Origin of the sequence: Bacillus sp. DE0042, assembly GCF_007680225.1 — a bacterium.
Taxonomy (GTDB): Bacteria; Bacillota; Bacilli; order Bacillales; family Bacillaceae_G; genus Bacillus_A; species Bacillus_A wiedmannii.
Window position 1 is genome coordinate 1,219,363 of record NZ_VEJP01000001.1, and the last position, 14,269, is coordinate 1,233,631.

Annotated in this window: 14 protein-coding genes and 1 riboswitch; all 14 genes read right to left on the reverse strand. The window is 32.3% G+C overall.

Annotated features, from left to right (window positions below; translation table 11 throughout):
* Positions 1-104 precede the first annotated feature (104 nt).
* Positions 105-1,652 carry a glycoside hydrolase family protein gene (locus FS802_RS05945; RefSeq protein WP_141545916.1) on the reverse strand — a complete coding sequence of 516 codons (1,548 nt, stop codon included), beginning with the start codon at positions 1,650-1,652 and terminating at the stop codon, positions 105-107.
* 92 nt (positions 1,653-1,744) lie between these two features.
* Positions 1,745-2,797, reverse strand: a complete 1,053-nt coding sequence (locus tag FS802_RS05950) for a glycosyltransferase family 4 protein (RefSeq protein WP_098653834.1) — start codon at positions 2,795-2,797, stop codon at positions 1,745-1,747.
* Positions 2,794-3,594: a glycosyltransferase family 2 protein gene (locus FS802_RS05955; protein ID WP_000237689.1), complete on the reverse strand. Its 801-nt coding sequence runs from the start codon at positions 3,592-3,594 to the stop codon at positions 2,794-2,796. The genes FS802_RS05950 and FS802_RS05955 overlap by 4 nt, the downstream gene beginning before the upstream one ends.
* Positions 3,569-4,783 (reverse strand): O-antigen ligase family protein, encoded by a 1,215-nt coding sequence (locus FS802_RS05960; RefSeq protein WP_000429854.1) that lies wholly within the window; start codon positions 4,781-4,783, stop codon positions 3,569-3,571. The genes FS802_RS05955 and FS802_RS05960 overlap by 26 nt, the downstream gene beginning before the upstream one ends.
* A 3-nt stretch (positions 4,784-4,786) precedes the next feature.
* The gene (locus FS802_RS05965) at positions 4,787-6,223 is read right to left on the reverse strand and encodes an oligosaccharide flippase family protein (protein ID WP_142346842.1); all 1,437 of its coding nucleotides are present in this window, start codon (positions 6,221-6,223) and stop codon (positions 4,787-4,789) included.
* 37 nt (positions 6,224-6,260) lie between these two features.
* Positions 6,261-6,899 carry a sugar transferase gene (locus FS802_RS05970; protein WP_098115419.1) on the reverse strand — a complete coding sequence of 213 codons (639 nt, stop codon included), beginning with the start codon at positions 6,897-6,899 and terminating at the stop codon, positions 6,261-6,263.
* An 18-nt stretch (positions 6,900-6,917) separates the two neighbouring features.
* On the reverse strand, positions 6,918-7,538 hold the full coding sequence (locus FS802_RS05975) for a CpsD/CapB family tyrosine-protein kinase (protein ID WP_142346841.1): 621 nt from the start codon (positions 7,536-7,538) through the stop codon (positions 6,918-6,920).
* Positions 7,525-8,268 (reverse strand): YveK family protein, encoded by a 744-nt coding sequence (locus tag FS802_RS05980; protein WP_098823026.1) that lies wholly within the window; start codon positions 8,266-8,268, stop codon positions 7,525-7,527. The genes FS802_RS05975 and FS802_RS05980 overlap by 14 nt, the downstream gene beginning before the upstream one ends.
* A complete protein-coding gene (locus tag FS802_RS05985) occupies positions 8,269-9,462 on the reverse strand; it encodes an acyltransferase family protein (RefSeq protein WP_098089069.1) in 1,194 nt (397 codons plus the stop codon).
* Positions 9,463-9,791: 329 nt separating this feature from the next.
* The gene (locus tag FS802_RS05990; protein ID WP_098089068.1) at positions 9,792-9,932 is read right to left on the reverse strand and encodes an FbpB family small basic protein; all 141 of its coding nucleotides are present in this window, start codon (positions 9,930-9,932) and stop codon (positions 9,792-9,794) included.
* 360 nt (positions 9,933-10,292) lie between these two features.
* Complete coding sequence (locus tag FS802_RS05995; protein WP_064476586.1) at positions 10,293-11,159, reverse strand: 5'-3' exonuclease; 867 nt, start codon at positions 11,157-11,159, stop codon at positions 10,293-10,295.
* 130 nt (positions 11,160-11,289) lie between these two features.
* Complete coding sequence (locus FS802_RS06000; protein WP_098653841.1) at positions 11,290-12,015, reverse strand: P-type ATPase actuator domain-containing protein; 726 nt, start codon at positions 12,013-12,015, stop codon at positions 11,290-11,292.
* A gap of 342 nt (positions 12,016-12,357) precedes the next feature.
* Positions 12,358-12,523: riboswitch (M-box (ykoK) riboswitch) on the reverse strand.
* 125 nt (positions 12,524-12,648) lie between these two features.
* The gene (locus tag FS802_RS06005; protein WP_098273491.1) at positions 12,649-13,035 is read right to left on the reverse strand and encodes a DUF350 domain-containing protein; all 387 of its coding nucleotides are present in this window, start codon (positions 13,033-13,035) and stop codon (positions 12,649-12,651) included.
* Positions 13,032-14,267: a glutathionylspermidine synthase family protein gene (locus FS802_RS06010; protein ID WP_098823025.1), complete on the reverse strand. Its 1,236-nt coding sequence runs from the start codon at positions 14,265-14,267 to the stop codon at positions 13,032-13,034. Before FS802_RS06010 ends, FS802_RS06005 begins: the two co-directional genes overlap by 4 nt.
* Positions 14,268-14,269: the final 2 nt, after the last annotated feature.

Below are 14,269 nucleotides of genomic sequence, written 5' to 3' on the forward strand. Positions count from 1 at the left end.
AAAAAGAGATTGTAGTTTGGTTGAAACCAAATTACAATCTCTTTTTTATTCCCTTTATCGTACTACCTAATAACTCGTCCAAGCATTTACAACCAATCATCATCTCAAGTTATTTTAGTCGTAATAAGCTGGCCAGCCTCATTAATCGTTACTTTCCATTTCGCTCCACTAGCAGTCTTCATAATGATACCTTTACTTGCTTCTATTTCAATATCTCCAAACATTCTTCCGCCAGTTGTCGCTAACCAAGCATTCCCATTTTCCATCGACGATCTTGCAAACATACGATTAATCCGAAAACGCTTATGGTCTTGAGAATAACCACTCAATGTAATTCTTACTTTATATAGTTGACTCGCCTTCATATTCGATATAATTGTATCGCCTACATTTAATGGAACATCCGATGCAACAACCCAATTTCCAGTTGCACTTAATGCATATTCAATTTTAATTTTCTTTGGACTCTCTCCCCATCCAAAATACATACCAAAACAATTCAACATTTTGATTGGATTTTTCGTAAAATCTAGCTCAATCACAACTGGATTACTATCTGGAACATCGATATAGTTTACACTTTGTTCATCTATTAAATTAAAGCAATTTGCGAGATTGCCCCCGTAAGGTAATTTCCCACTTACTTGCTTAACAGTATACTTCTGCGAAGCATTTACTAATATATCATCTTGGTTCCCTATTAAATGTGGTTTATTTAACGTAATCGGTAACTGAATCCGAAGAGATTCTTCATAGGTAGACTTACAAACATTGTATTGTCCTTTATCTACAATAGTTGTGGAAAGTAAATTCGAAAAAAGGTAGTTACGATGCGAATTAGCAGAAAATTCAATGACAATCTGTTCACTACTCATCCGGTACGTATCCCAAATCATACAATCAAATGTATTATAGGCACCCGTACAACGAATGACTTTTTTCGTTTGCTGTCTACATTGTACTTGAATATCATGAAACGTATTTCCTGAACTTTCATTTGGTAAATCACTGTTTCCATCAACTTCTATCCCATACTGACATCCATCAATAAATATAGATTGAAATACATTTGCGTTAATCCAGCAAGGTGTATTTATATCATCTATATATTCTGTCTTCAAATGTATTGCAGTTTGAAAGTTTTTAATTTGAATAAAGTTAACTTGAAAGAAACTAATATAATCCCATGCTTTTTGACAATAAAAGTGTATAGCCTTACCTTTATATGACGACGTTGCATTTATTATATTTATATTTGATATAAGAGAGTAATTAGGAACTTCTATTTGTTGTGAGCCGGAAACATAAATGACAGCAGATTGAAACACTGGATTTATAACTTGAACTGTACCACCTGTAATAGACGCATTTTGTTGCAGTTCAAACGCATTAAAATCTCCATCAATTTGCAACGTAACAGTAGGATCTAGCTCTAACCTTACATTTGATTTAATAACAATCGGCTTTACAATTTTGTACGTATTTACCCCTGTAATTCTAACCGTCGAAATTCGGTTCGCTACACAATAATTTATAGCTTGCTGAATTGCTAATGAGCTATCATTCCCTGAGTTCGGAACTGCTCCAAAACAATTAATATGAACGCTATTTTCTGGTGCACAATCTTCTTGGGAAGAAGTATATTCTGACAAAATAAATTCACTCCTCATATTACCTTTTTCATATAATATGTGAGTTTTCTCTTAAAAGTTTCTATAATAAAAAAAACAAACGACTTGCACGGTCATTTGTTTAATTCATATATACTTTTCGTTTCTTCTATCATTTTAGTTAATGAGAAATATCTCTCTGCTTTCTCTCGTGCTTTCAGTCTAATACCATTCACCTTTTCCTCATTTCCTTGTAGTTCCTCAAGCGCACTTGCGAATTCAGATTCGCAATATTCAGATAACAAAACGCCTGATTCTCCATCTATTACCGCTTCATTTATTCCGCCAACATCTATTGAAACAATCGGTGTTCCTGTAGCCATTGCTTCAATTACTACCATTGGAAACACTTCACGAAAAGATAATAAAAGTAGGGCATCCATATTTCCTATAAACCTATGCGGCTCTGAAATATTCCCTAACATCTTTACACTTTGCTGCAATCCATACTTTTCTATTTCTTTCATAATAGATTCTTTCTCTGGTCCATCACCAGCAATATAAAACAAAAAGTCATCTCTTTTTTTCAACACATTTGCAATTTTTACAAATAATTGATGGTTTTTCTCCTTGGATAGTCTTGCTAATATCCCTATTTTATAAATAGATTCTGTCTTTTTCTGCTGGAATAAAAATCTTTCAATATCCACACCGTTATAAATTGTCTTTATTTTCTCTTCTGCTACATGCATTGAAATTAAATTTTTTTTTTCAAACTCACTTACTGTAATAATATTATTCACATATTTATTTATAAGATAACGAAAAAGAGTTGGCATTTTCTTTTCTAATATCGTTACATTATGTTTCGTATACACGACTTTTATCTTTTTTTTCATGAACTTTTGAATTAAAAAGGCATATAATACCATTCGCAAACTATTTGCATGAATAAGTTCTATCTTTCGTTTACAAATTTCTTTTCGTAAGTAATGAATATTTCTCAAATGATTCCATCGACTAAGTAACATGAAATTTTCTTTTCTAGTAAGAGATTCATATAGTTCTCCCTCACCTGCAGCTGTATAAACCGTAAATTTCTCATCACGCAAATTGCTTTCCAATTTACAAAAATAACTCTCGGCTCCCCCAGTTATCAATTTATCTGTCATCAACAGTATATTCATAATTGCGTCTTCCCAACTACATTGATTTTATTTTTTCTATAGGCATGAAAAGCATACTTACTAAAATAGTAAAAGATTTGCAATGCATTCAGTCGTTTTTGTTCCCTTAATAATTTCCAATACCGAAAAGCCGCTCTAATTTTATTTCTCGAAACAGAATTTGCTACAATTCTATACTTCGCTAACACTTGCTGTATTCCTTTCGCTTCATGTCCTTCATCTAATAAGTTTAGCCATAGCGCTGTATCTTCCGGCTGGACACTAGGCATTTCAATATGCGGAATTTTTTCACGATCAATCATTACTGTTAAACAACCGATAATTGTATTTCCTGCCAAACGATGATAGTCAACAGATTTCGGTACATTCACTTCTCGATTTAATTCATTACCGTTTTCATCGATTAAACTATACGATGCATATGAAAAGGCCACATTCATTTCTTCCATAAATAACAATTGCGTCTGCAATTTATGCGGCAACCATATATCATCGCTATCTAAAAAAGCAATATATCTTCCTCTCGCCTCTTCAAACGCTAAATTCCGAGCTTTAGCAGCACCAACATTTTCTTTTAATGATAATAGTCTAATACGCGAGTCCCCTTCTATTATCTCTTTAATTTTTGCAAGAGATTGGTCCGTTGAAGCGTCATCAACGATAATCATTTCCCAATTTTCATATGATTGATTCTGTACAGATAAAATCGTCTCACCTATAAATCGTATACTATTATAAGAAGGTGTTATTACAGAAACATGAGGCGCCTTATTATGTGCTGATAGACATTTTACCATCTACCTTTCCCCTTCCTTCATATATTGAAATGTACTTTACAACCATTGCTAAAAATAAAAAGAACGCTTCGTTAATAATGAGTGACAATGACATCATCTGAAATAAAAATGCAATCATAGTTAATAAAAGATACGGTTTTTCACGAAACAAAGTATACTGCGTTAACTTGAACATTAATATGCATAAAAAAGCGCTATATAAAAGAAAACCAATTGTACCCGATTCAGACAAAATTTCTAAAAATGTATTGTGCACATATAATTTTTCGTTAAATTGAAACTCATAATAATTCGAAAAATTAAACGCACCGATTCCGATATATGGATTGGATAAATAATATTTAAAAGCAGCTTCCCATAATGTAAATCTTCCACTTCCATTATCATGCGAAAAATCAGAAATTCGTTTATTCAATATGTCATCCAATTGGCCACCCATTACACTATTCGATAAACAAAAAATCACTACACCAAACATTAGTAAACTCATTATTATTTTTATTTTTTTTGCAAAACTAGATGTACATACATATACAAAAACGACAAGCACAAGTGCTAATATTCCTCCCCTTGAAAAAGTTAATAAACTTGTCGTAACACATAAAATCAATCCTAAAATGTTCGTCATATTATGTAGGTTTGTCATATAATACATAAAAAATATTGTATTATAAAAAATAAAAATGTTAGGATCATCTAGCAAACCAATTAATCTTGGATACCCTCTATCAACTAATAGTCCAGCAAAAATTTCTCTTTCTTCTCCACCGTACAATCCAAAGTGCTGTAAACCGACTATATACAGTATTAGGCTTACAATATTAAATATGAATCCTACATAGACAATAGATGATTCAAGTGTTGCTATTTCAACATTTCCTAATAAATTTCTCATTATAAAATAACAACCTAAAACAAGTAGCACACCAAAAATCATACGAATACTAGCATTTAAATATATAGATAGAATTCCACTGAAACAATAGATGAAATAAAATAGCAAAAATACAACTTCATGAAAATATAGCTTTTGCATATGAAAGTTTTTAACTGTTAAACAAAAATATATGACTAAAAAAATCATATATATCTTCAGCGAAAATCCAATATATATGTTGTATTTACTTAACATGACAAATAATATTAAGAGCATAATCCATTTCATCGATATTTTCATATTATTTTCCATAGGCTATATCCCCTGTTTCGTAATATAATCCTTTTTGCGTGTTTTTCTTATAAACGAAAGAAGAAGTTTTTTCAGCTCATAATCATATAGGAATATACCAACTACTACGATTAACGTATTCAGAACGAGCGCAATGAAATGATATGTGTGCAATATATATTGCACTCCAATAAAAGTTACGCCAAAATAAATTGTATACGGTATTACAATTTGGAATACAATTTTTTTCTTCACTACACTTACCGCTATATACCCAACTAAAGCCACAATTTCAAATAAAACCATAGCATAAGCCGCTCCTATCACTCCACCAATACTACTAAAGCTATAAAGCATAACCCCACCTATCACTAACGCTATACATTGCACAACCGTTCTTTTATTTTGACGTCCACTCGTTGTTAAGCCGTCAGCTATAGCAATATTTAAACTTTGCAGCACAATGAGAAATGATAATATTTGGAGTGGCTCTACTGCATTTCTCCATTCTTCCTGAAAAAATATAGAAATAAAGTATGGCGCTAAATGATATAAACCTATCGTCATACATATTCCCACAATCGCCATTGATTTTATTTGAAGTAAGTTTAATTTCGTATGCTCTTCTAAATTATTCTGATTATAATGCTTAAAGAGCACTGGATAAAATGCACCTGCAATCACCCCTGGCACTTGATATAAAGCTGCTGGCATCCGATACGCCACTGCGAAAACACCTACCATACTTAATGGCAATGTATAGTTAAGTAAGATCGGTGCTAATTGTGGCGTACTCATTATTAAAAAACCACTAATAATAAAAGGTGTCAATTGCCAAAATAACGCTTTATGAATTACGACTTTCATATTCATACTCGTCTTTCTTTTCATTACATATATGCTGAATACGCCACCGATCATATAACCAAATCCATATAAACGAGCAGTTATATAAACTGGTAACTCTCCGAAAATACAAAAACATGTAATGATAATGACAACTGCCGCTGATACAACTTTAATAAGCGCTATATACTTCATACGCTCCGTCAGCTGAAAGTAGGCAATCCCTATATTTTGCCAAGTTAATCCTATTAACATGAAAAACATTACGTTTATCATCATATAAATCAAATTTCTATCCGCATACATATAATGAATAGCAATATAGCCGATTATAGAAATAAAAATAAGTAGAATCATCCTTACTTTTATATACGACGATAAAATCGTCTCTAAGTCTACTCCATCTTTTGCGCCTTCTCGAAGAAACGTATTTGTAAGTCCTAAATCTGTAAAAAATAACATAACAAACGTCACTGCTATAGCAACACTAAACATCCCATAATTTTGTGCATTTAAAAAATTTGCTAAAGCAATTAAACTCACAGCTTGAAGAAGATTAGCTAAAATTGTGCTATAAAATAGATGGATAATATTATTTAAAATAGATCTACCCATACCGGCTCTCCTTTGCAAGCAACCTACTTACATATATTTATCTTGCACCATTACCGTTCAATACTATTAAAACGGTTTTACATAAAATCCGAATGTCCATCTTAATCGTTTTCATTTCAATATACTCCATATCCAATTTCAACTTTTCTTTCGGATTAAGATTATATCCTCCATTAATTTGTGCCCATCCTGTTAACCCTGGCTTCACTATTAAACGATCCTTGAATTCTGGAATATACGTATCAAATTGTTTATAAAAATACTCTCTCTCTGGTCTTGGCCCGACAAAAGACATATCACCTTTTAAAATATTTAAAAGTTGCGGTAACTCATCAATTCTCGTTTTCCTTATAAACGATCCAACTTTAGTAATTCTTGGATCATTTTCATTTGCCCATTGTGGTCCATTTATTTCAGCATCTTTTACCATCGACCTTAATTTAAATACATTAAATTTCCTTCCATTAATCCCTAAACGTTCTTGAAAATAAATTGGAGCTCCTGCTGTTTCGAAAGCAATCATAATACAAAAGAACAACATAATTGGTAGCGTTAATAGTAACAATATGAGTGAAAATATAATATCAAACAAGCGCTTTATACTTCGATTCAAAATACTGGTCTTTTCTTGAGCCGGAATCGTATACAACTTGGCTTGGTTTGTTTCACGAATCATAGATCGTTACCCCCACATTCAAGAATATAAAACTATACCTATTAATTCACATTCTTTCCTCTTTATATTTGCTATCACTTTTTGCACCGTACGTAGGGAATCTTTTCTCTTTTTGACTGCTAAGACCACTCCATCGCATTTCCCTGCAATCATGTGCGTAGCAGGAAGCTCAAATACTTCAGAGGAATACAAGAAAATGTAATCAAAATCTTCTTTCCACTTCGCAATTACATGATCAAATTCATCCGTAGCAACTAAAGGTGTTCCGGTGTGTACTGTTTTTTGGGCAGGAATACAATATAAGTATTTAGATAAATTACTAGAAAAAGATTCATAACTACAAGGGGAATCGTTTATTATATCGTTCACTGTTTTCGTATAATTGCTTTGTAATAGTAGATGTAGTTTAGGATCAGAAAAATTCACATCGATAAGTAACACCTTTTTTTTCATCTCTGCAAACACTAGCCCTAGATTTACTATAAGCGACGCGATAACACCTCTATCCTTCGTTGAAGTAACTGTGAACACTTGTTTCCCCGATTTTTTCAACTCGTGATACACCGTATAAAACTGCTCTTTCATTAGAGCATCATGCGGATTAAATGGCAGCTTTTTCTTTGTCTTAAACATCGGCATGTTCACCTCGATATATAGATGATTGCGCATCAACTTCTGTAGATTTCTTTTTTCTTTTCGGTTTCATATTTATGTGACCAATAACAGATACTGTTGTTATTTTCTCTAAATCTTGTTCCACGTATATACGCTCATCAAAATAATCTCGAAATACAGCTAAACCTATCCCAACAAAAAAACTAACAATTAAAGAGATAGGAATGATAAGTTGAAATTTTGGAAACAACTTTTCAGCTTTTTCCTGTAACTCAGGGTCAGTTAATATTTTTATCCCCTGTACATTCGTATACTGTTGAAAGCTTTTTTGAGATTGTTCTGCCAATGACTTTACAATTTCTTTGACGATTGTAGGATCCGAATCTTTTACTGTGACAGTAACGATTTGTGAGTTGTCCATATTCACCACTGAAATTTTTTGTGCTAATTCATAAGTTGATTGCTCTAATTTTAAATTTTTTTTAACCGTTGAAATAATGAGTGGACTTTTTAATATATCAACATACGACGTTACAAGTTGCTTATTTTCCTGTGTTTTATTCACTGCATTTTCCTTATTAAACCCATCTAAATTCCCAACGAGAATTTGCGTTGAATATTGATACGAAGGCTTTAATACATACATAGAAATAAGAATTAAAGAAACTGTTACACAGCACATCGTCAAAATAATTGTTACTACTCTTCTTTTCAATAGCTGCTGAAAATCCTTCATACTAATTTCTTGCTTCAATTATTTCACCGCCTTTGTTTGAATGACATCCTGCAACTCACTTTCTACAGATAGTCTTTTCTTTTCTAAATTCGATTGCTTTGTTATATACTTTCCGATCCTGAATGCAAATTTTTCTACAAACAAATAAGAAATTATTGCTAGTATAAACGAAAGAATGAGCGATAACATTAAAACAATAGGTAACGGAAATATTTCATGAAGCATATACACTAGGGAAAATAAAGATATGATGTGGTATAAATAAAGACTGTAAGAAATCTTCCCCAAATATAACAAGTATTTATTACGTAGCAAGGATGACAAAGTTGATACTGACAAGCTTAATATGACAAATAAACATGCACTTATCGCTACTACGTAGTCTCGAAATATAAAATTATTAAGCAAATTAATTTCTCCAACAAGCCCTTCATACATATAAAGTAAAACCGCAAATAAAAACCATGCAATTTTCTCATTTTTAGTACGATTACTATAAAAAACTATTAAATTATTTTTATATTTCGCAACTAGTGCTCCTAGTAAAAATAGCACTGTGTAATGCAGAGTTAATGCATAACTAGTTAATGTTAAACTTGAGTGAAATAAAAATAAAATCACGACAGAACATATACTAAAACTAAACAATGACAATAATGAATACCTCAACGTTTTTCGTAAACAAACCATCAAAACTAACGGAAAAATTATCGATATTCGCATTTCATGAACAAGTGACCAAATTACGCCGTTATATGCATCTGTATTATATTTCCCAATCAATAAAATATGTTGCGCTATTAAGCTTAAAGAACTTTCAATCGTCCATGAGCGATTAAACCATTCACTTAAATTAGAAATACCATATTTACTCATTGTATTCTGGCATAAAATAGCTATACTTATTGCTACGATATATGGAATATAGATTCTAGCTATACGCTTTAAAAGGAATGATCCATAGCTATCGTAGTTTTTTTGAATGGATCTATACAAAACAAATCCACTCAAAACAAAAAAGATAATAACAGATTCGTTACCACTACTAAAAATTAGACGAGCAGGTGTTTCTTTTAATAGATAAATAAAAAATGGTTTATTATCTTCATAACTGTAATTTTGAAATACTGAAAAAATCATTAAATGATGGCCAATCATTACTATCAATGAAGAAATTCCTCGTATAGAATCCAGTTCTTCATACCTATCCATCGTTTTACATCAACTCCTACTGAAATGATAATAATCATTTCAAAGCGACACCATTATTCATATTCCTCTCCTTTCTTTTCATTCCAATTTTTCATATTAAAATGATTTTATAGCGTAATTTTGAATGTATTGTAACATTTTTTCCAATATTTTGAATAGTAAATATTCAAAATTGATATATACCAATTACAACCTCGAAAAATGAATAATATTGACAGAAAAACACTATAAAAATATCTTGCATAGTTACAAAATTAAAGAGAGGAATAGAGTTTTTTTCAATATAAAATAAAAAAGATAGCCTTTAAAGGCTATCTTTTTTATTTTATTTAATTATTGGCACAACTATATGCTACATGTCGTTGCTCAATTCTCTCTTCAATTTCTTTCATATTTTCTTTATTATTTAATAGTGATTGTTTATTTTCAATTAATAATTGTTTAAAAGATTTTCGCACTTTTTTTCGCATTTTCATTTTCCTCCTTGGGGGATGGTTTATATAAAAGATAAAGAATTATCTGGTTGTTCTTATAATAATTGATTGTTGTGAATTCTATTTGAACTTCATATGAAAATTCCGTTTATTTTCTGACAACTTTGTGAACATGCAAAAATGCGATCATCCTAAAAACATTTTGAAATTACTTCATTTCATTATAAAAGTTGCTATTGTCATCAACTTCTATCAATATATTTTGTCGAAACATTTATATATTTAAAATTGAGTTCGATATAATTTTATTTACTACGATACTGTTCGTAAAAATAAAAAGAGGGATGTTATATAAGTCAAAGTTTGACTTATATAACATCCCTCTTTCAAAACTATTTATAGCATATTGATTAATATTTCAGGTCTTCCCCAATTCATTTCTTCACAAACGAATCTAAGTTTTTCTTCATCCATTGTGTGTAATCCTTCTTCTAGTGAACATGAAATTGGAACTTCACAATGAATTTGTGCCAATTGTAATGAAATATTTAAGTTCTCTAAATCGCTTTCAATCTTTGTGCGCTGCGCTTTCGTTAATGTTGCTACATTTTCTAGTACGGTTGCTACTGTTCCATGCTCTTGAATAAGTTTATACGCTGTCTTTTCGCCGATACCTTTTACACCTGGATAGTTATCACTCGTATCTCCCATAAACGCTTTCGCATGCACGATTTGCCACGGCTCTACGCCTTTTTCTTCCATGATTTTCTCTGGTGTGTAATATTCGTAATTTCCAATTCCTTTGCGCAAGAGCATAACTGTAACGTTCTTATCAACAAGCTGAAGTAAATCCGTATCGCCTGTTAAAATATAAACTTCCGCTTCATTACAGTATTGTTTTGCAAGCGTACCAATACAATCATCCGCTTCATACCCTTTCATACCGATAACTGGAATAGACAATTTCGCAGTCATTTCTTGAACTAAATCAAATTGCGGAATTAATTCTTCAGGAGGCGCTACACGATTCGCTTTATAATTCGAGAACGATTCTGTCCTAAATGTCGTACTACCCATATCCCAGCATGTTACGATATGTGTCGGTTCAATTGCTTGCATAGCTGTTAATAAATGTTTCATATAACCATGAATCCCGTTTGTAGGGGTACCATCTTGTCGTTTCATAAATTGTCCGTAGACACTTGTTGCGTAAAAAGCACGAAATAATAGTGCCATACCATCAACTAATAATACTTTTTTCATAATCCCTCTCCTACCAAAAAAATAATAACCCCACGTCATCACGTAAGGTTATATAAATAGATTACCATTCTACGTTTTTTCAACTTTGTCTATTATACATTGTTTTTGTATATTTAGCATCATTTACACATTAAGACGTTCTACTACAACAAGTATGAAGAATTCCTGTATACGTATTTTTCCCAGTCGAAACAACTACAGCCTTTGCATTTCCGCCAACAATATGAGTCCCTTTGAAACATACGTTTTCAAGTTCAAGTGGATTATAGTCTTTCATTCGTTTTAAAGGAATAAATCGTTTACGCTCAAGGTGATAGCAACTTTCAAATTTCTCAATACTTGCATCTTTTCCTGTTAGCACGGATTCATTTACTAATAAATCATTCGCGTAAATGATACGTACATCTGCTGGTACTGTATCACCTTCTGAAAGAAAAATCATATCCCCAGGAACAAGCTCTTGTACTGGCAAATTCATCATTTTTAATTCACCGTTTAAACCTGTTACACTAGAACATTCTACTCGAGACACAGTAATTTTCTCACATTGTAATCCATCACGCACATGTTGTTTTGAAAAACCTGGAATCATTCCACTTAGCTTCATCATTACTTCCGCAATACGCGCTCTTTTTGAAATTAATTCGTTTCGGCCGTATACTTGAATACGTTTTTGTGCCTCTTTCATAGATAATCCGTCTCTTGTTGTTTTAAAATACGCAAATACAGATTTTACATCTCTCGTTGCGATTTCAATTAATAAATCTTTATTTTTTTGAAGCATTGTTTGTTCTTTCATTGATTTTTTACTTAATTTATATGACGTGTTACCCACAGTTTTGTTTGCATATAACATATTATCGTCTCCTCCTGTACAACATAGGAAGAAACGCTTTGTTTCTCAATTTATCCACTTTACCGTAACAGTGTCTAGCGCTTAAACATGCGTATAAACGCTACATTATGATAAATATAGAGGGAGGAACAAGTCGTTTCCTGCCTACATCATATATTTTTGATTTGAAGTATATGGGTAACGGAACCGAGTCAGAATTCGACATGCTCCTCACCTCCTCGTTTAATTTTATAGTTTATACTATGACGTTACTCATAGATTTGTAACAAAAAGACCCTTACTCCGAAAAGAGTAAAGGTCATGGCATACACAAATAAACGATTCCTAAACAATTAGAAATCTACGGACCTCTCCCTCGCCGAGTTTTAGCACTGTATAGCATAGGTACATTACCAGCTACGTTAAGAAAAACCTTAATTCGATCATTCCTGTTGACCCATTGGCGTCTCTCGACATTTTTGGGCAGTAGCATTTCTCTATACAGGAGCCTCACCTAACAGAGACTTATTTTTATTACATAGAAAATGTTACTCTTATTTAAAATAGATGTCAACAGTAGCCTACAATTTTTTCGAAAGGTATGGCGAACTAACGTATATAAAATAAAAACCTTTACGTCTAAACGTAAAGGTTTTAATAAGTTATACAACCAGCAATTACAATCCCAATGGAAAGCGATAAAAACATAAGAAAAAGACCGACTGCTTGATTATCTTCTTCAAGACTTTTGTTTATATTAAAGCGTGGTGTAAGCCACTCAGCTAAATAAAAGACGATAATTTGGGCCAAAATCCCAACGGCTCCCCACGAAACCATATCAAGAAGTGAAATGGAATTAGCTGCTGTCGAATATAAAACAATAGCTAACCCAAGTAAGCGTCCTCCAAGTACATAGCTTACCGCCTTATTTCCTTGGGCCATTAACTTAAATTCTTTTACTTTCGTTGTCACTTCCATGAGGATCAGACCAATACATAAAAGGCCCAGTGTTACTGCTAAATATAATAAAAAATTAATCATATACTTTCCTCCTTTTTTATACCTACCGGTAAATAGTACGATTCATTCCCCGTAATTTTTTCCCCAGCGCGAATACCGATACTACTCGCTTTTCCAGCAATTAAAAACGAACCAAACACATACGACAGTTTCTCCATCCCTTTCTCTGTTTCCAAAGATACGACTGGAAGTTCTGTATACTTTTGAAATATCGGCAGTGACGCTTTATACGTTTGGTGTACATTTTGAATCATAATATTTTCGTCCTTATCGCGAACGGTAATTGTGTCTCCTTCTCTACCAAATGAAGGTTTTTGAACGAAAGAGCCTTTTCCTAAAAATAAATCTGGTTCTAAATATGTAGGTAACATATATTCTTTAATCCACTGTTGTTCCTCATTTGTATAAAAGGCCTTTTCTTCTGCTAACCCCCAAATCAGACACTGAATTGATTTTGGCTGAAGCAAAAATGCTGACAAAGGATTTATTATAAAAAGCTTTCCGGCTTTTACAAGTTGCAACAGTTCCACACCTACCAAGTCTCCTGTTTCAGGATCTTGATCCTCAATTAAATCTTCTATCGGATATGTTTGGCGATATAAAATATCAATCTGTACTCCATCCCTATCCACTAAAGCATCTTTTGTAATTCTAAGTTCTGACATTGGCACTACTTTATTTTCAACATGGCATAACTGACTCAAATACATAGTCGTATTCCAATCCTCAATATGTTCATGATGTGCTGTAAAAACAACATTTGGGTTATCTATTCCCTTTGTCGCTTCCATTACGGCCTTTGTAACACCAGAAGATAGTAATCGTTCTTGACCCAAGTTTGGATCATCATAGCCTAGTTTTCCACAAACTTTTCCATTCATTTGAAAGCATTCCATAATAAAAGTTGGTGTATCACTATTAAACTCAAGCATTTTAATTTGGTTATCACTTGTTAAAACGAAATCAAATCGTGAAATAACAGATTCAGGATATAATCCTTCCATTCTAATGAACGATAAGCTTGCAGGAGGATACCCAATTTCAAGAAGCTGTTCGTCACTTAAATTCCGCAAAAGTTTAGCAGTCTTAAAAAATATTTTCCCCATTCGTTCAGTTGCTAATTGCAATTGTTTCATAGTCTGATTTGTTATAGAGAAAACATGAAACAAACTATACTCACATTCATATAAATCCGACCAAAAATTCGGATATTTCGAATAAAACTCTTTACGATCCCTTATGTATTGCGACATAT

Excerpts from the sequence above, each read along its gene's own strand:
- FS802_RS05965 (WP_142346842.1), bottom strand. The coding sequence starts at position 6,223 with ATGGGTAGATCTATTTTAAATAATATTATCCATCTATTTTATAGCACA.
- FS802_RS05950 (WP_098653834.1), bottom strand. The coding sequence starts at position 2,797 with ATGAATATACTGTTGATGACAGATAAATTGATAACTGGGGGAGCCGAG.
- FS802_RS05990 (WP_098089068.1), bottom strand. The coding sequence starts at position 9,932 with ATGCGAAAAAAAGTGCGAAAATCTTTTAAACAATTATTAATTGAAAAT.
- FS802_RS05985 (WP_098089069.1), bottom strand. The coding sequence starts at position 9,462 with ATGGATAGGTATGAAGAACTGGATTCTATACGAGGAATTTCTTCATTG.
- FS802_RS05995 (WP_064476586.1), bottom strand. The coding sequence starts at position 11,159 with ATGAAAAAAGTATTATTAGTTGATGGTATGGCACTATTATTTCGTGCT.
- FS802_RS06005 (WP_098273491.1), bottom strand. The coding sequence starts at position 13,035 with ATGATTAATTTTTTATTATATTTAGCAGTAACACTGGGCCTTTTATGT.
- FS802_RS05975 (WP_142346841.1), bottom strand. The coding sequence starts at position 7,538 with ATGCCGATGTTTAAGACAAAGAAAAAGCTGCCATTTAATCCGCATGAT.
- FS802_RS06010 (WP_098823025.1), bottom strand. The coding sequence starts at position 14,267 with ATGTCGCAATACATAAGGGATCGTAAAGAGTTTTATTCGAAATATCCG.
- FS802_RS05960 (WP_000429854.1), bottom strand. The coding sequence starts at position 4,783 with ATGGAAAATAATATGAAAATATCGATGAAATGGATTATGCTCTTAATA.
- FS802_RS05955 (WP_000237689.1), bottom strand. The coding sequence starts at position 3,594 with ATGGTAAAATGTCTATCAGCACATAATAAGGCGCCTCATGTTTCTGTA.
- FS802_RS06000 (WP_098653841.1), bottom strand. The coding sequence starts at position 12,015 with ATGTTATATGCAAACAAAACTGTGGGTAACACGTCATATAAATTAAGT.
- FS802_RS05970 (WP_098115419.1), bottom strand. The coding sequence starts at position 6,899 with ATGATTCGTGAAACAAACCAAGCCAAGTTGTATACGATTCCGGCTCAA.